Source organism: Singulisphaera chitinilytica (assembly GCF_049331405.1).
In the GTDB taxonomy this organism is placed as follows: Bacteria; Planctomycetota; Planctomycetia; order Isosphaerales; family Isosphaeraceae; genus PoT.
In genome coordinates this window covers 317235-332151 of sequence record NZ_CP186274.1, presented here as the reverse complement: position 1 = coordinate 332151, position 14917 = coordinate 317235, and the positions used below count along the sequence as shown (strand labels likewise).

General features: G+C 65.7%; 8 protein-coding genes. 3 read left to right on the top strand and 5 right to left on the bottom strand.

Annotation, left to right across the window (positions count from 1 at the left end):
- Positions 1–113: 113 nt before the first annotated feature.
- Entirely contained in the window at positions 114–1910 is a 1797-nt protein-coding gene (locus ACOYYX_RS01175) for a DUF4041 domain-containing protein (protein WP_422928104.1), read from the bottom strand.
- 366 nt (positions 1911–2276) lie between these two features.
- Between ACOYYX_RS01175 and ACOYYX_RS01170 the strand changes: the two genes are divergently transcribed.
- Positions 2277–4472 (top strand): sigma-70 family RNA polymerase sigma factor, encoded by a 2196-nt coding sequence (locus tag ACOYYX_RS01170; RefSeq protein WP_422928103.1) that lies wholly within the window; start codon positions 2277–2279, stop codon positions 4470–4472.
- Between the two features lie 108 nt (positions 4473–4580).
- Here the strand turns inward: ACOYYX_RS01170 and ACOYYX_RS01165 are convergent, their stop codons facing one another.
- Both ACOYYX_RS01165 and ACOYYX_RS01160 read right to left on the bottom strand, forming a co-directional pair.
- Positions 4581–6776 carry a vWA domain-containing protein gene (locus ACOYYX_RS01165; protein WP_422928102.1) on the bottom strand — a complete coding sequence of 732 codons (2196 nt, stop codon included), beginning with the start codon at positions 6774–6776 and terminating at the stop codon, positions 4581–4583.
- A 39-nt stretch (positions 6777–6815) separates the two neighbouring features.
- On the bottom strand, positions 6816–8867 hold the full coding sequence (locus ACOYYX_RS01160) for a vWA domain-containing protein (protein WP_422928101.1): 2052 nt from the start codon (positions 8865–8867) through the stop codon (positions 6816–6818).
- 417 nt (positions 8868–9284) lie between these two features.
- Between ACOYYX_RS01160 and ACOYYX_RS01155 the strand changes: the two genes are divergently transcribed.
- The gene (locus ACOYYX_RS01155) at positions 9285–10331 is read left to right on the top strand and encodes a mandelate racemase/muconate lactonizing enzyme family protein (RefSeq protein WP_422928100.1); all 1047 of its coding nucleotides are present in this window, start codon (positions 9285–9287) and stop codon (positions 10329–10331) included.
- 91 nt (positions 10332–10422) lie between these two features.
- Here ACOYYX_RS01155 and ACOYYX_RS01150 read toward each other — a convergent pair whose 3' ends face one another.
- Together ACOYYX_RS01150 and ACOYYX_RS01145 are read right to left on the bottom strand one after the other, a co-directional pair.
- A complete protein-coding gene (locus ACOYYX_RS01150; RefSeq protein WP_422928099.1) occupies positions 10423–13845 on the bottom strand; it encodes a M56 family metallopeptidase in 3423 nt (1140 codons plus the stop codon).
- The gene (locus ACOYYX_RS01145) at positions 13842–14243 is read right to left on the bottom strand and encodes a BlaI/MecI/CopY family transcriptional regulator (RefSeq protein ID WP_422928098.1); all 402 of its coding nucleotides are present in this window, start codon (positions 14241–14243) and stop codon (positions 13842–13844) included. Before ACOYYX_RS01145 ends, ACOYYX_RS01150 begins: the two co-directional genes overlap by 4 nt.
- A 213-nt stretch (positions 14244–14456) precedes the next feature.
- Between ACOYYX_RS01145 and ACOYYX_RS01140 the strand changes: the two genes are divergently transcribed.
- Positions 14457–14900 carry a MarR family winged helix-turn-helix transcriptional regulator gene (locus ACOYYX_RS01140; protein ID WP_422928097.1) on the top strand — a complete coding sequence of 148 codons (444 nt, stop codon included), beginning with the start codon at positions 14457–14459 and terminating at the stop codon, positions 14898–14900.
- The last annotated feature ends 17 nt before the right edge of the window (positions 14901–14917 follow it).

The window sequence follows — 14917 nt, the reverse complement described above, 5'->3', positions numbered from 1 at the left end:
CGCCACGTCCCGCTATCGAACATCCGTGAACCATGCGGGGCCGACGTCGGCCCCGCATGGAACGGACTCCGATTGCACATCCGGGGTTCACTTCATGACGAAGGCCCGGGGCGTCATGCCTCGACCTCTTCCAGTTCCTGCTCGGCGTCTTCGAAGTCTTCTTCGTCGAAGTTGAAGGTGGCCTGGGTATCGAGCCACTTGCGCTTGAGTTCCGTGTCCGAGGTCATGGCCAGCTCGAGGGCCAGGGTCTCCCGATACTGGCTGGCCTCCGCCTCGATGGTCCAGGTGGCCTGGAGGCCGAGTTCCTCGGCGACCTCTCGCACCTCCTGCAGGCTGACGCGGAAGAACTCTTTACGCTTGTTGGTCTTGTTCACCTGTCGTTCCAGGAACCGCCGGTGCAGTGAGGTCTCCAGCGCGGGGGCATCCTCGGAGGGGAGCATGGCGTGGACGTCGAAGGGGAACGGCACGCTGGCGTCGCCCAGCTCCTTGACCCGCTCCAACGGGTCGAGCCTTCGCGTGAGCCCGATCTTGTACACGTTCTCGCCGAACGAGCCGATGTTCGAGATGACGTAGACGTGGCCTCGCTTCGTCTGCTGGGCCATGGAGATCGCTTTCTTGCCCTTCTCCTCGGCCTCGACGAGCTTGAGGTTCAGCTCCTGCATCTCGGCCTCGAGCCGGGCCTTCTCCGCCTCGCTCGCCTCCTCGAACTGCTTCCTGAGCCTGGCGATGGCCTTGTTGACGAGCTCTTCCTCGCGCTCGGCCTGCTTGATCGCCCGCTCGATCTCCTTTTTGGCCCTGGCCTCCTCGCGGATCTGCTCCTTGATCGCGCGCTGCTCTTCCCTCGCCTGCTCCTTCAGCTTCTGGACGGCCACGCCCCACTTGACCTCGTCGAGCCTCGAATCCAGATATTCCTCCTGGATCCGGGCGTCCTTGTAGACCTCGCCGTCGCGGTTGACCAGGGCATAGGCGTCCTTGATCTCCTGGATCAGCTTCCCCTGATTGCCCGACTTGATCCGGGAGAGGATCGTATCGACCTTGCCGTTGAAGGTGCTGAGGACGAACTTGAGGGCGTGATCCTTCTTCCAGCCGTCGGGATAGCCGCAGGTGGCGGCCGTCCCGTTCTCCTGCATCCGACGGGTCCGCTCCCTGGCGAGCTTCAGTCTCTCGCCGGCGCGGTTGAAGCCGAACTCGACGGCGAGCTCGTCCAGGACATGGGTCGGCGGCACGAGATAAACGCCGTCGTACTTCTCGATGCGATTCTGCAGGGCCTGCGCCGTGGCCTGATAGTCGGCGAGCTTGCCCTTGGCCTCGTAGGCTTCCTTCGCGATCTCGCGGGCCCTGGCCTCCGCGCCTTGCCGGATCTCCAGCGCGTATTTCGTGACGAGGTCGAGGGCCGCGTCGGCCTTCTCACGCTTCTCCTTGGCGTCCTTCCTGGCCCCTGAGGCGAGCGCCTTGGCCTCGGCCTTGGCTTCCTCGAGAGCCTGCTGGGCCTGGAGCTTCGCCACTTTCAAGGCTTCGTGCGCCTCGAGCCTGTGCCTGTCGGCGGCGGCCTCGAGCTTCCGGGTCTCCGCCCTCGACACCTCGAGGAGCCGCTCCCCCTCAGCCAGGATCTTCCTGTTGCGATCCTGCGACTCGGCCAGGGCCCGCTGCACGATCTCATCCGCACGGAGTTGAGCCTGGGCGAGCCTCGCCTCGGTGTCCGCCTTCGTCCTCCTGGCCTTCTCGATGATGTCGGGGATCTGCCTCAGCTTATCGAGCCTGGTAAGCTCCGACGTATATTCCACTTCCTTCGCCTGCCAGGCCCCGAGCGAATGCTCCAGTTCCGCCTTGAGTTCTTTCGTCCTCAGGAATAAGAAGAGCGAAGCCCCGGCGAGGGCGAACAGTAGTAGGATTAGGATTACATAAAGCATGACGCATTTCCCCGATATTCTCGGCGGTCCGCTCGAGCTCCTTCGCTCGCGACGGAATCAGGCCGAACCACGAATTGACCGAACCTCGGCTCGCTTCACGGAAGCGCCGGATCGTTGATCCTCGCCGACATACGGCGTCGGCCTCGCGTTCCTCTTCATACTTAGCCAGACCTTATAAGGCCGTCGGTGACATATGTTTTAGCAAGTCTCGCGACGAGATTGGAATGGCAAACCCGCCTCAGGCCGGGCGATCATGCCAGGGTCGGGCTCGAAAAATCTCGAGGAAGAAATCGGGAACAATCCCCAGGAACGCTGCACTCAAGAGGGGGGTGAGAGGGATGGTTTCCCCCTGGAGAATCGAGGTCCATGGAAAGCGGGCATCGCGGTTCGGTCCTGGATTCGGTGCGGGTCCTCTTCGACTCGGGATCGCTCTCCGCGCTCGGCGAAGGCGAGTTGCTGGAGCGGTTCTTGAGCGAGAAGGACACGGCGGCGTTCGAGGCGATCGTGCTGCGGCACGGGGCGATGGTCCTCGGGGTCTGCCGGCGGATCTTGCACGACCCCCATGACGTGGACGACGCGTTCCAGGCGACGTTCCTCATCCTGGTGGAGAAGGCTCGGTCGATCCGGGACCGCGAGATCCTCGGGCTCTGGCTCCACGGCGTGGCGCGGCGGGTCGCCGTGCGGGCGAGGGTCAACGCGAGGAGCCGGCATGATCGGGAACGTCGGATGATCGGGGAGGCCGCCGTGGAAGGGACGCAGGCCCGTCGGAGCGATGACGAGGAACTACGCCTGGTGATCGACGACGAACTCGGGCGCCTTCCCTGGCGATACCGCGCCGCGCTGGTGCTCTGCGACCTCGAAGGCCAGTCCTACGAGCAGGCCGCCGAGGCGCTCCGCTGTCCGGTGGGGACCATCAAGAGCCGCCTGGCTCGCGGCCGGGAACGGCTCAGGGGCCGGCTGACCCGGCGCGGCCTGGCCCCCTCGACGGTCCTGGTCGTCGCGACCCTGACCTCGGAGACGGCCTCGGCCATCCCCCTCACGCTCATGGGCCAAACCATCCGAGTCGCCGCCCAACGCGCAGCGGGCCGGGCCGCCGCGGGATGCGTCTCGGCCGAGGTCGCGCGTTTGACGGAAGGAGTCATCCGATCCATGACCGTCGCGAAATGGAAAGCCGCCTCGGCCGCCATCCTGGCCGTCGCCGGCGTCGTTGGCGTGGGGAGCAGGGCCCTGCTCTCCCGGCCGGCGCCGGCAGCCGGACAGGCGGCCGCCGAGTCAACTCGACCCAGGGCGAAAGACGCTCCGATCCCTCTGCCCGGCGTCGAGCAATTCCAGCTCGAGAACGGGCTGCGGGTCTTCCTCCGGCCGATCCCGGCGCAAGCACCGGGGTCGGATCAGACGGCCCTGCTCGTCGGCTACTCGATTGGCGAGTGGCACGACCCCGATGGTCAATCTGGGCTCGCCCACCTCGTCGAGCATACGTACGTCACGGCCGCGGCCGGCAACGTCAAGGCGAGGACCAGCTGGGATTTCTTCGGCCGCTATCCACGAGGTGGCAACGCCCAGACCGGCGGCGATTACACCCTCTTCGCCACCAGCTTCGACGAAGTCGACATGCTTCACGAAATCACGGATGCCGCTGCCCGCATGGGGGACCTGCACCCGGAGGATGAAGACCTCGAAAGAGAGCGGCATCGCGTCCTTCAGGAAGTCACGAATATGTTCACGGTCGTCCCCAGCCTGGCCTCGGAAAACAACGCACGCGAATTGATCCGCCCGGCGCCGGGGACGGGCAGGAAAGGAGGGCAGCCCCGCGAGATCAAGGCCCTCACTCGCGAGCAGGTTGAAGCCCACTGGAGGCGTTATTATAAGCCGAGGAATGCGATACTGGCCCTGGCCGGGCCGTTCGACCCTAAAGCAGCCCGCGCGGCGATCGAGGCCTCTTTCGGCAAGATCCCGCCCGGCGAACCCAGCCCCCCGCCCCGTCCTTCCGGCGCTCCCAGGTTCGGCCAGGTGCGTGAGTTGACGTCGACATCTCCCCCTCCCCAGCCCGGCCCCAATTCCATGGCCAGCCTCGCATACCCCGCTCCCCCGCCGGAGAGCGACCTATACGCGCCCTTCCTGGTGCTGGCAATGCGCCTTCACTTCGCAGCCGGCAAGCTCGACGGCCACGACACGGTTCAAGCCCCGATTTTCTTCTCGCCTCTGGACGACCCCGGCGTGCTCGTCATCTCGACGAGCATGCGGGATGGAGAATCCGGGGCTAAGGCCCTGGCACGAATCGAAGCCGTCCTCGCCGACGCCTTGAAGCCCAAGGCGTATCACGTCGCAGACAACATTGCCAGGCGACGGCTCGGATCCCTCTTCGGGATCCCCGAGGTCTCCAATACGGAGGTCGCCCGGAACGCCTATGGCGTGGCCTTTTCGATCATCCGCAGGGCGCAGATGGGGATCGACTCCGCGAAGCTGACGCGCGACCTGGACATGCTCACCGACGAGGATATGAAAAGGACCATCCGCGAGTGCTTCGCCCCAGGCAAGCACGCCGCGGCCTTCATCCGATAGGCGTATTCTCACGCGGAGATGCGAACTCCGAATAAAGCGAACGACCTGCCAAGGCCTTTATAAAAGCCCGGCAGGTCGTCCGGTTTCGAAGTGCGACTTCAACCCGGCTCAGTACTTGGGCACGAACTTCAGGCGTTCGTAGTACTTGGGATTGTGGTGCCACTCGTTGCGCTGGCAGCCAAGGCCCCGGTTCAACTCGTCCTGGGCGAGGTCGGCCCAGGGGGTCCTCGGGTGCAGCTCGATGACCTTCTTCAGGAGGGCCTGGGCCTCGACGTACTTCTTCTCGGTCTTCTCCTTGGCGGCCTTGCGGTCGCCCGAGTGGTCGATGACCCACTCGACGACGAGCTCGGACGAGGGCATCGCCTTGGGGCGTGGCGGAGAGTCGTGCATCTCCTTCAGGCAGGCCATATATTCATAGGCCTTGATCTGATACGTGACGATCTGGGCCAGCATCAGGTCGTAGTGGGCCTGCCAGCGCTTGAGGGGCTCGCGCTCGCGGAGCTTCTTGAGGCTCTCGAGTTGCTTCTGGATCGCCAGCAGGGCATTGAGCTTCTGCTCGGCGTTCTGATACGCCTCCTCGCAGGCGGGGACCAGTTCCTCGGGCATGACCGGGAAGTGGCGGCGGAAGATGAAGCCCGGGTCTTCCCCCGACTTCGAGCGCGTCTCCTCGATGATCGTGCGGAGGGTCCGCCGGAATTCCGACTTGTTCCGCCGCTCCATGTAGGCGAGGCGGTTGTCGTACTCGGGGACGTACTCCTTGAGCGTCTGGATCGAGTAGAGCTTCTCGCGCTGGCGGACCCGCATGTTCTCTTCGCTGGGGAGGAGAAAGTAGATCCCCCCCGTGTCCTTGGCGATCCGGGCGAGCTCATAGGGGGCGAAGCCCGATGGCTGTTCGTCCCAGCGGTCGTGCAGGCCGTCCCACTGGACGAGCTCGACGTCGGCCGTCTCGGGGCCCCGGCGGATGGCCGGCCAGTAGACGTCCTTCGTCACCGGGTCGATGTACTGCAGGTGCGCCTGGTCGTAGCCGAAGAGCGACTGCCGGCCGATCACGTAGATGGGCACCTTCAGGTTCGTGGCGATCTGGTGCGTCTCCTCGACCTTGCTGCCGTCGTCGCCCGACTCGTCGGTGACGAGCACGATCAGGAGCCGGCGATCCTTCTTGATCAAGCCCGAGTAGTGGTTGATGACCGTCTGCAGGGCCTCCATCGTGTTCTCGGTGCCCGAGTCATCCACCTTGAGGCGGTCGATGGCCTTGCCGATGAGATCGATGTCGATGGTCGGCTTCTCGAGCTCGTAATGCAGGTCGCGCCCGAACCCGACGATGGCATGGTTCAGGACGGCAGCCTGCTTCTTGTTGTTGTCGATGTTGACCTTGAGCTCGGAGGCGACCCTGTCGAACTTCGACTTGATGGCCTTCTGGTCGTCCTTCATGCTCTCGGATTCGTCGAAGAGCCAGACGACGGTGAGCTTGTGCTGGGCGAGGTGTCGGAGGATCTCGCGAGCGATCTGGTCGAGCGACTCGCCGACATCCTTGGCCTCGAAGGTGACGTCGCCGGCGATCATGCCGCCGCCGCCGAGGTCCACGCCGAGCTTGGCGGCCGACGGGAGCAGGTTCAGGCCCGAGACCTGGGCGACGACCTTGACTCCGGGAAGGCTGTTCCCCTCACCGACACCCTTGCCGACCCCCTGCACCTTGGGCGTCGCCGAGGGGGGGCCGGTCCCGATGCCCGAGAATCCGCCGCCGCCCCCTTCGCTGCCGCCGGCCTCGGGCGCCCCCTCGCTACCGACGGACGTCTCGCTCCGCTCGCCGGGCGTGGCGAGGACGTGGAGCGCCTCTTCCTCGGATCCCTTGCCCGAGACCAGGGCCGAGTTGATGTTCGCGACGATCTTCTTGGCTTCCGTCGAGAACGTCGCCGCCCCCAGCACGCCCAGGACGAGGACGTGGACGATCAGCGAGACGCCCCAGGATGGAGCATCGTACCGGCGCCGCTTGCGTTTCTTCTTCTTGACCTTGGCGGCCTTGGCCTCCCCCTCGGTGGGGGCTGCGGCCTCCGCCTCTTCGGGCTCGGCACCCTTGACTTTGCGGCCGAAGAGTCCGCCGAGCAGGCCTTTGCGCGGTTTCGCCCCCTCGGGCGGAGCCGGCGGAGGTGATGAGGATGAAGAGTCCGACGCGGCCGGCGTCGGCGGGGTTGGCGATGGGTCGGGTTGGGACGGAGCCAGTGGGGGCACGATCGGGGGCGCGGGCTCCACCAGATCGTAAAGGCCGTCGCTCGACGATGACGGAGCAGGGACGTGCAGATCCATGGCACTTCATCCCCAACGAGACTTATAGACTGGACCCGTTTAAAGTTTGGGAGGTTCCGGCGGCTTCGGCATATTCATCATCTTTTTCTTCTTCTCCTCCCGCTCGGCGTCGCTCTCCTTGGGGCGTTCGATCGGCTTCACGTAGGTCTCGACCCACTTGAAGCCGAAATCGTCCTTCAACTCGCGCTTGGCCAGGAGGGCCCAGGGCGTGTCGGGATGCTCGGTGATCACGCGATTGAGGAGTTCTTTGGCTTGCTTGGCGGCCGCCGCCGCCTTGTCACTGTATCGGACTTCCGGGCTCGGCACGAGCCTCCAGGCATTCGATTTCGGATTCTGGAACTTCAGGGCGTCCTTCTTCATCGTGGCGCACGCCCAGTTGTACTCGTAGCAGCGGATCTTCATCGCGAGCAGGCGGCCTCGGATCAAGTCGTAATGGGCCTGCCAGCGCCTCGATGGCTCCTTGTCGCGGAACTTGGCCGCCTGCGAAATCGGAGCCAGGGCCTCGTCCACCACGTTCGCGGTGAGCGCCACCTTGATCTGGTTATCCGCCATGACATCCTTGAACTCCGGCCCGTCGACCGGGGGGAATGTCAAGGAGGGCTGCGGGCCCATCCGCTGCTGCGTGAGCTGCGCGGCCGCCAGCACGGCCTGCCGGATCGGGCTCCTGGAAAGGGAGGCGTCGTACTGCTCGTGGCTGATCCAGTCGGGGATGTACTCGCGCATCCGGACCGGGTCGAACCCCATCCGGGACGAGCCCATGCGGGTGAGGAAGTAGATGCCCCCGGTCGCCTGCGCCAGCCGGCTCAGGGCGTAGGGCCCGAAGCCCGAGTCGAGGATGTCGTACTGATCGCCGTCGTACCAGAAGGGGAGCTTGATCTGCTCGAGGGCCACGCTCTCCGGCCCCTGGCGGACCTTCAGGCCGTAGAAGGTCTGCTTGGTCTTGGGGTCGGTGTAGTTCATGTAGCCGTCGACCCGCCCGAAGAGGGCCTGGGAGCCGAGGACGTAGACCGGCACCTTGGCCTTGGACGCGACATCGATGGCCTCTTCCAGGCGGGACTCGTCGTCGCCGACCTCGTCGGTCACCACGATGACCATCGTGTGGTAGACGTTCCCCTTCTTGTCCTTGAACCGGCCCCAGCGGTGGACGATCTCGGAGACCGTGCCGAAGGTCGTCTCGTTGCCGGTGGAGTCGAGCGGGATGTCATTGATGGCGGCGACGATCTCGTCGGTGCTCGCCGTGGGGGCGGTGGTCATGGCCCTGCGGTCGTTGCCGAAGGCGACGACGGAGGTCAGCAGGCCCCCGTCATCGCTGAGGTCCTGGCCGTCGAGCTGGTTGATGTGCTTGTAGACGGTGTCGATGTGCTTGCTGAGCCGCTCGCGCTCGGCCTGGAGGCTCCCCGAGGCGTCGAACGCCCAGACGACCAGGGTCCGCCCCTTCTCGACGTGGCGGAGGATCTCCTCGGCGAGCCGGTCGACCGCGCCCTCGACGTCCCCCGCGTGCTCGAGGCCGTTCCCCTTGATCGAGACGTTCTGGCTGAGCATCGAGGCCGTCGGGACCGCCGTGCGGACCGCCTGGCTGATCTCGAGCGAGGCGAGTTGCGGGACCGCCGGGCCGGAGCCCGTGGCCGTCGTCGCCTTGCTCGCGGCGCCCGTCTTCGAGGTCGGCGGGGTCACCATCGCGGCGAGGTTCGGCGAGAAACTGCCGGCCGGAGCGTTCTCCGTCAGCGGCTTGTCACCCATGTCCAGATCCTGGAAGACGATCTTCGAGTGCAGGTCGCCGGCCGAGTTGAAGTCGACGACCTGCGCCTGGAACTCGCGCTTGGCCTCTCGATGCACGGCGTACCCGACGGTCGCCAGGATGACGAGGAAGACCGCGTGGACGCCCAGGCTGACGGCGAAGGCGGGCAGGCCGATACCGAGGCGCCCCCCCAGCCATTCGGAGAGCCAGGGGAAGCGCTCGTCGAGCCTGTCGAGCATGCCGACGGGCTCGGGCTCATGCGGCTCAACGATCTCGTCCTCGACGTGCGCGGGATCCTCCATCGAATCCAACTGGGCACTCACCGGTCCGCTTGCGACGGCTCGAATCCCCACGGTTTCGATCTCCTCGGGACTCTCCCTCGCCCCCGCGACTCAGACCGAGACGAGACGAAGGACTGAACTGCTCTTTCGATTGAGTCAGTCGCGCAACGGACTAGGCCGGTTGCGCGGGCCAGCCGGCCTCCTGGTGCAACTGATAGGTTGACTCCATCCATTGATACTAACCACTCCGCGCGTCCAGGGCAATCCGATTCCTCTTGACTTCGGCGTGCTTACTTTTTCAACGGTAGGAGATCCGGGCGATGTCGTCTTGGATCGAGAATCAAAAGGGGCTGGCTTCTTGATTTACGAGCGCAACCCGGTCAAGGTTCAGCCTCGGCCGCCTCATTCCGGCCAACGGCGTCGCGAAGCGAGGCCCCTGCCTATCGGATCGGGGCCCGAAACCCAACCCCAACCCATCGACGTGTGGCCATGCGCATCAAACGCGTTGACGTCCGCTTCACTGTGCGGCCGGTCGCCAAGGAACCGATCCGAGACGCCCTCCAGACCCTCACGGGTGGCGGCTCGGTCGAGGTGGGAATCGTCGCCGACGACGGCCTCGTCGGGCACTCGAGCAGCAACTTCGGCCGGATCGACGGCGCCCCCAAGGCGCTGGCGACCCTGATCGAGGCCGAGCTCGCCCCCAAGCTGATCGGCCGCGACCCGTTCTACGTCGGGCAAATCCTCGAGGATCTGAAGCGCGAGACCGAGTACCACGGCACCTTCGGCCTGGCGACGTTCGGCCTGAGCGCCATCGACGTCGCGCTCTGGGATCTCGTCGGCAAGGGGCTGAACACCCCCTGCTACAAGCTCTGGGGAGCCTACCGCGACCGCCTGCCCGCATATGCGATGGTCGGGTGGCTCAACTACGACCTCGACGCCCTGCGCAAGAAGTGTGCCGAGGCCGTCGGCGTGGGCTTCACCGGGGTCAAGATGAAGGTGGGGGCGCCGACACTCGAGGAGGACCTGAAGCGGGTCGAGGCCGTCCGCAAGGAGGTCGGCCCCGGCGTGGCCCTGATGACCGACGCGAACCAGGTCTGGACCGTCGCCGAGGCCCTCCGCCGCGGTAAGGCCCTGGCCGAGTGGGACGTCTACTGGCTCGAGGAGCCGATCCCCGCGCAGGACCTCGACGGCTACGCCGAGCTGGCCTCGCGCCTGACGGTCCCCCTGGCGACCGGCGAGAACCTGTATGGCCGCGAGTCGTTCGCCAAGTTCCTCGCCCGACGCGCCTGCCACTTCATCCAGCCCGACCTCCGTCGCGCCGGCGGCCCGACCGAGATCCGCGCGATCGGTGCCCTTGCGTCAAGCTTCGGCGTCCCCTATGCCTCGCACGGCGGCGGCCCCGAGGCCCTGAGCCTCCTGATGTGCGCCCCGAGCGCCGCCTGGCTCGAGTCGGGCATCCCCTCCGGCCCCAAGGCCCGCCCCATCATCGAGCACGGCCACGCCCTCGCCCCCACCGCCCCCGGGTTCGGCTGGTGATAGGCTTATATGAATAACGACGGCCCCCGGGACTTCACCCGGGGGCCGCGTCTTCTATAGCCAAGCGACAGCCATTCGACCGAGCCACTTATCACCGCGTGGGCGGCACGGGCTTGAGCTTGCTCCATTCCGGCAAGGTCACTCGGATCTCGACCGGGCTGGCTTGTTCCGTGGCCAGGGCTCGGATTGTACCCGGCCCCTCGACGCTGGCATCCCGGACACCGAGTTGCAGGGGCACGTCGGGGAGATTGCTGAACCGGAACCGGCCCTCGGTATCGGTCCTGGCCTCGGATTCGAAGCCGAAGCGCTCGCCCTGAAGAACACGCTCTCGATGTGCGTAGACCTCAAGCCCAGGGATCGCCCAGCCTGTCTTCACATCAACGACGCGACCGATGATGACATGCCCTCGTTTGAGTTGGACCTCCGTGGGTGCCCCGCCCGGATTCAAGTACGCCTCGGCCGGCTCGAAGTCCTTCCGGATGTCAAGCTTGACCTTGTATCGCATCCCTTCGGTGCCGAGGCCCTCGAACTGAAACTCTCCTTTGCGGTCGGATGCAATGGGCGGACCCCAGTCCGTCCCAGCCACGGGATGTTCCAATTTCAGGCCGATCGAGATCCCGGCGAGGGGGCGTCCCTCGGGGTCGAGCACGCGTCCCCGGCCGGTCGCAACCTTGCCCATGCGCAGCTCGACCTCCTCGGTGGCTTTGGTCCCATCGAGCTTGATCGGCTTGCTGACCTGTTTGTTATACCCCTCGCTCGCCGAGACAACGTAGGTGCCGCCGATGGGGAGAGGGCCGAGGAAAAAGCGGCCGGCGCTATCCGTCCGGATGTTGTTCACCTGGATCGAGGCCATCTCCAGGCCCGATGGCTTCGTGACCGTGGAAACGCCGAGATAAGCGGAGGTGGCGGCGGACGTCCCGTCGGCCTTGAGTACCCGGCCCACGATCGCCCCGGCCGGCTTCGCCTTGATCTCGATCACGAACGGCGAGTCGCCGGGCGGGACGTCAACAATCTCGTCATTGAACCAGTACCCAACCACCGACTTCGGCTGACAACTCACCTTGCCCGGAACGAGGAGATCAAGGCTCACCTCGCCCGACCGAAGCGTCAGCTCCCGGATCTGAGAGAGGAACGTCCGATCGCTTTCCGTGGCATGGACATCGACCATGCCCGTGGGCATGACCGAGCCGTCGATCGGGACAATCCGGAAGATAACCTTCCGCTGCGCCTCCCGCGCCAGGGGCGCCGAGAGATCGATCACCACCGGAGTCTCCGGCGACTCGACGTCGGTCAGCGCGACTTGTTCGCCCGCCTCGACGGTCACTTCGCCGGGCAAGAGACCGACAGCCTTGAACCGCCCCCCTCCTTCTGCCGGCTCCACAACCAAGGTCGACCGGATCAGGGATCCGCGAATTTCAGGCCTGGTGGAGTCGGGCTTCCCGTGCTGAACGATCTGGACAATTGGCTTCCCTCGTTCCTTGGGAAGCCTGTCGATATTTCCACGGATTGTCCCGTTGATTGAAAGGTCCGGTCCGACTGTCCACCGCAGCCCGCTCTGGCCGGCGCGAACGTCCTTGACCAGACGACGGCCCAGATGCGGGGTTTCGATCAACATCGTGTAAGTATCGTCATCGTCCAGAGTATCGAGTTTGAAACGCCCGTCCGGTGTTGTCGTCGCCATGATGGGTTCGCTCATCCCATAGCTGTAGGACATCTGTGGGCGAAACTTGGCGAACGGCCTCAGCGTCGCACCGGCCACCGGCGCCCCGTCGGGCCCTATGATGATGCCTTGTGCGGGGCGGGCATGCGCGAGATTCAGCGTACTCGTCGCCTCGGGGGATAGTGTCACGACCTGGCTGCCGAGGGCGGGCGTTTGGAACCCGGCGGCATGGACCGAGACCGAGTAAGGGCCCCTTGCAGCGTGAGGGACCAACACCACACCATCGCGATCGGTGAGGTGGTCGTTCTGCTGGAAGACCGACCCCTCCGGGGTTGTGAGGCCGTAACCGACCCGGGCTCCGACGACCGGCGTCCCATTCTCGTCAACCACTCGAAGCTTTGCGGAAAACCCACGTTCCAGAACCACGTCGATACCATCGATGGTCGCGCCCGACTTGGCCGTGAATGGGCCGACGATCATCGGGGCGAAATCCTTGGGTTGGAGGTTGATCCAGACTGTTCCTGAAGCGACCTCCGTCGAGAACGTCTCCTTCAACGGCAAGAGCGAAACCCCGACTCCACCACCGCGGGGCGATCGGGTCATCGCCGAGGCCGCGACCGGCTCCGAGATCGGTTGGCCCTCGGGATCTCGGATCGTCCCCTTGAGCGTCGCTTTTCCGATCACATCATCATGTGAGCATATCTCGTCGAACTTGGCCTGGGCCTGCTTCAGCTTCTCGATGCGCTCGGCGGGGTCGAGGATCTGGGCGGCGAGGGCCACGGCCTTGGTGGTGCCGCGCTGGAGGGCGATGAGCGTCAAGGGGCCGACGAGGAAGAGGACGAGGAGGCCGGACCACGAGACCCGCACGCGGGGCAATTCGCCGGGGCGCAGGATCCGCAGGACGCGCTCCAAAAGCGTCTCCGAGGCCCCGCCTCCGGCCCAGGCCGTCGCGGCGACGGGCGACCTCGAACGGCCTCTCGCCTGCTCGCACCAGTCGGCCAGGACGCGGGAGTATTCGAGGGGCTGGCCGGTGAGGTGAACGGCCCTGGCGTCGCAGCAGGCCTCGCGCTCGAGGCGAGCTTGGCGGCCCAGCCACCAGACGGCCGGGTTGAAGAACAGGAGGGCCTCGAAGAACATCTGCACGAGGTTGACGGCATAATCATACCGTCGGATGTGCGCCAGCTCATGGGCGAGGATCGCCCGCAAGGCGTCGGGCGCGATCCCGGTCAGCAGGCTCGCGGGCAGGATCAGGGTCGGCCAGGCCAGGCCCAGCACCGCCGGCCCCAACCCCCCTTCCCCCACGACCGCACGGATCGGCCGGCGGATGCCCAGCTCGCGCTTCAAGCCGGCGAGCATCTCCAGGATCCGACTGTCCGCGATCACCTCCCCACGCGTGAGCCGGAACGCCGCGAAGGCCGAAGTTGTCGCGCGGACCAGCATCAGGCCCACGCCCACCAGCCAGGCCGCCGCGACCATCGGGACCCACCGCGTCCTCGAAGGCTCGCCCGCCGCGACGCTCGATGGCACCGGCGCCTCGGCCGGCGGGGCACCGATGATCTTCCCACCCGTGATGACCTGCAAACCCATGGATCCGACACCTGCCGGGGCAGACGCGACGACCTCGGCCCGGGGCGATTCATACCGCAGGACGGCCCAGGTCAGCAGGCCCGCGAGCAGGATGCCGAACTGCGCCGCCAGGGCGAAGGTATAGCGCAAGCCCGGGCGGTTCGCGGGGATCCTCCAGAGGATCAGGGCCGCGATCAAGGCGATCGCCCCGCCTTGCCAGAGCGTGTGCAGGAGGGCGAAGACTAACTGCCGCCAGATCGCCTGATCGAGAACATGCAGGATGTTCATGATGCGTCCTCCTCCTTCCGGCCGGTTTCCTCCTCGACTTCCTTGATGACGCTCCGGATCTTCGACAGCTCGGCCTCGTCCACCGAGTTGCCGTCGAGCAGGAACTGCAGGGCCCGCGCGGGGCTGCCGCCGAAGACGTTCCGGAGCAGGTCCTTCATCATCGGCCTGAGCACCTGCTCGCGCTTCTTCAGCGGGTGGTAGACGTTCGCCTGACCCTGCTGAGTGTGCCCCACCAGCTTCTTCTTCTCCAGCACCTGCATCACCGACAGCAAGGTCGTATAAGCACGATCCTTGCCGTCCGGCATCGCCTCCATCACGGCGCGTACCGACGACGGGCCCCGGTCCCAGAGGACCGAGAGCACCTGCAACTCCAACTCCGACGGGCGTGCCTGCGGCATCGAGATCGCTCCTCCCCTCCCGAAGACCCGATTACTATGAACACAGTATCTACTAGGTTCACAGTAACGTCAAGGGGCGGAGATTCCGCTTTATTTTCAGTTCCATGCCTCCCGAGCATGGCCCAGGTCACGACACAATTCACAATGCCAGAGGTTGACCTTCGGCCCGTGTTGCATATACAATTCGGCGACGAACACGAAGGAGATCCGCCGATGGGGGAAGAATACCTGGATCAGATCGCCGCCGAATGCCTGGTGGGCCGGATCCGGGCGTTGAACCGGATCGTCAGCGGCATCTTCGACGCGAAGCTCCGGCCTTATGGCGTCAGGTCGAGTCAGATCAACATCCTCACGGTCGTCGCCCTGAAGGGTCCGATCGCCCCCGCCGGTGTCTGCCGGCGCCTGCAACTCGAGCGGTCGACCCTGAGCCGGGACATGGAACGGCTCGTCGAGAACGGCTGGATCACCTCGACCCCCGGCGTCGGCCGAGGTCTCTTGCTCGAGCCGACGGATAAGGGCCTCGCCCTGCTCCGCACGCTCAAGCCCGCCTGGGATGAGGCCCAGGCCGAGACCGTGGCACGCCTCGGCCCCGACCTCGTCCGCGAGCTCTACCAGGCCTCCGAGGACGGACGCCTCGGCGACCTTGAGGACGACTGATCCAAACATCAGCAGGC

Coding starts and splice junctions, on each gene's coding strand:
- ACOYYX_RS01140 (WP_422928097.1), top strand. CDS start 14,457: ATGGGGGAAGAATACCTGGATCAGATCGCCGCCGAATGCCTGGTGGGC.
- ACOYYX_RS01175 (WP_422928104.1), bottom strand. CDS start 1,910: ATGCTTTATGTAATCCTAATCCTACTACTGTTCGCCCTCGCCGGGGCT.
- ACOYYX_RS01165 (WP_422928102.1), bottom strand. CDS start 6,776: ATGGATCTGCACGTCCCTGCTCCGTCATCGTCGAGCGACGGCCTTTAC.
- ACOYYX_RS01155 (WP_422928100.1), top strand. CDS start 9,285: ATGCGCATCAAACGCGTTGACGTCCGCTTCACTGTGCGGCCGGTCGCC.
- ACOYYX_RS01150 (WP_422928099.1), bottom strand. CDS start 13,845: ATGAACATCCTGCATGTTCTCGATCAGGCGATCTGGCGGCAGTTAGTC.
- ACOYYX_RS01145 (WP_422928098.1), bottom strand. CDS start 14,243: ATGCCGCAGGCACGCCCGTCGGAGTTGGAGTTGCAGGTGCTCTCGGTC.
- ACOYYX_RS01170 (WP_422928103.1), top strand. CDS start 2,277: ATGGAAAGCGGGCATCGCGGTTCGGTCCTGGATTCGGTGCGGGTCCTC.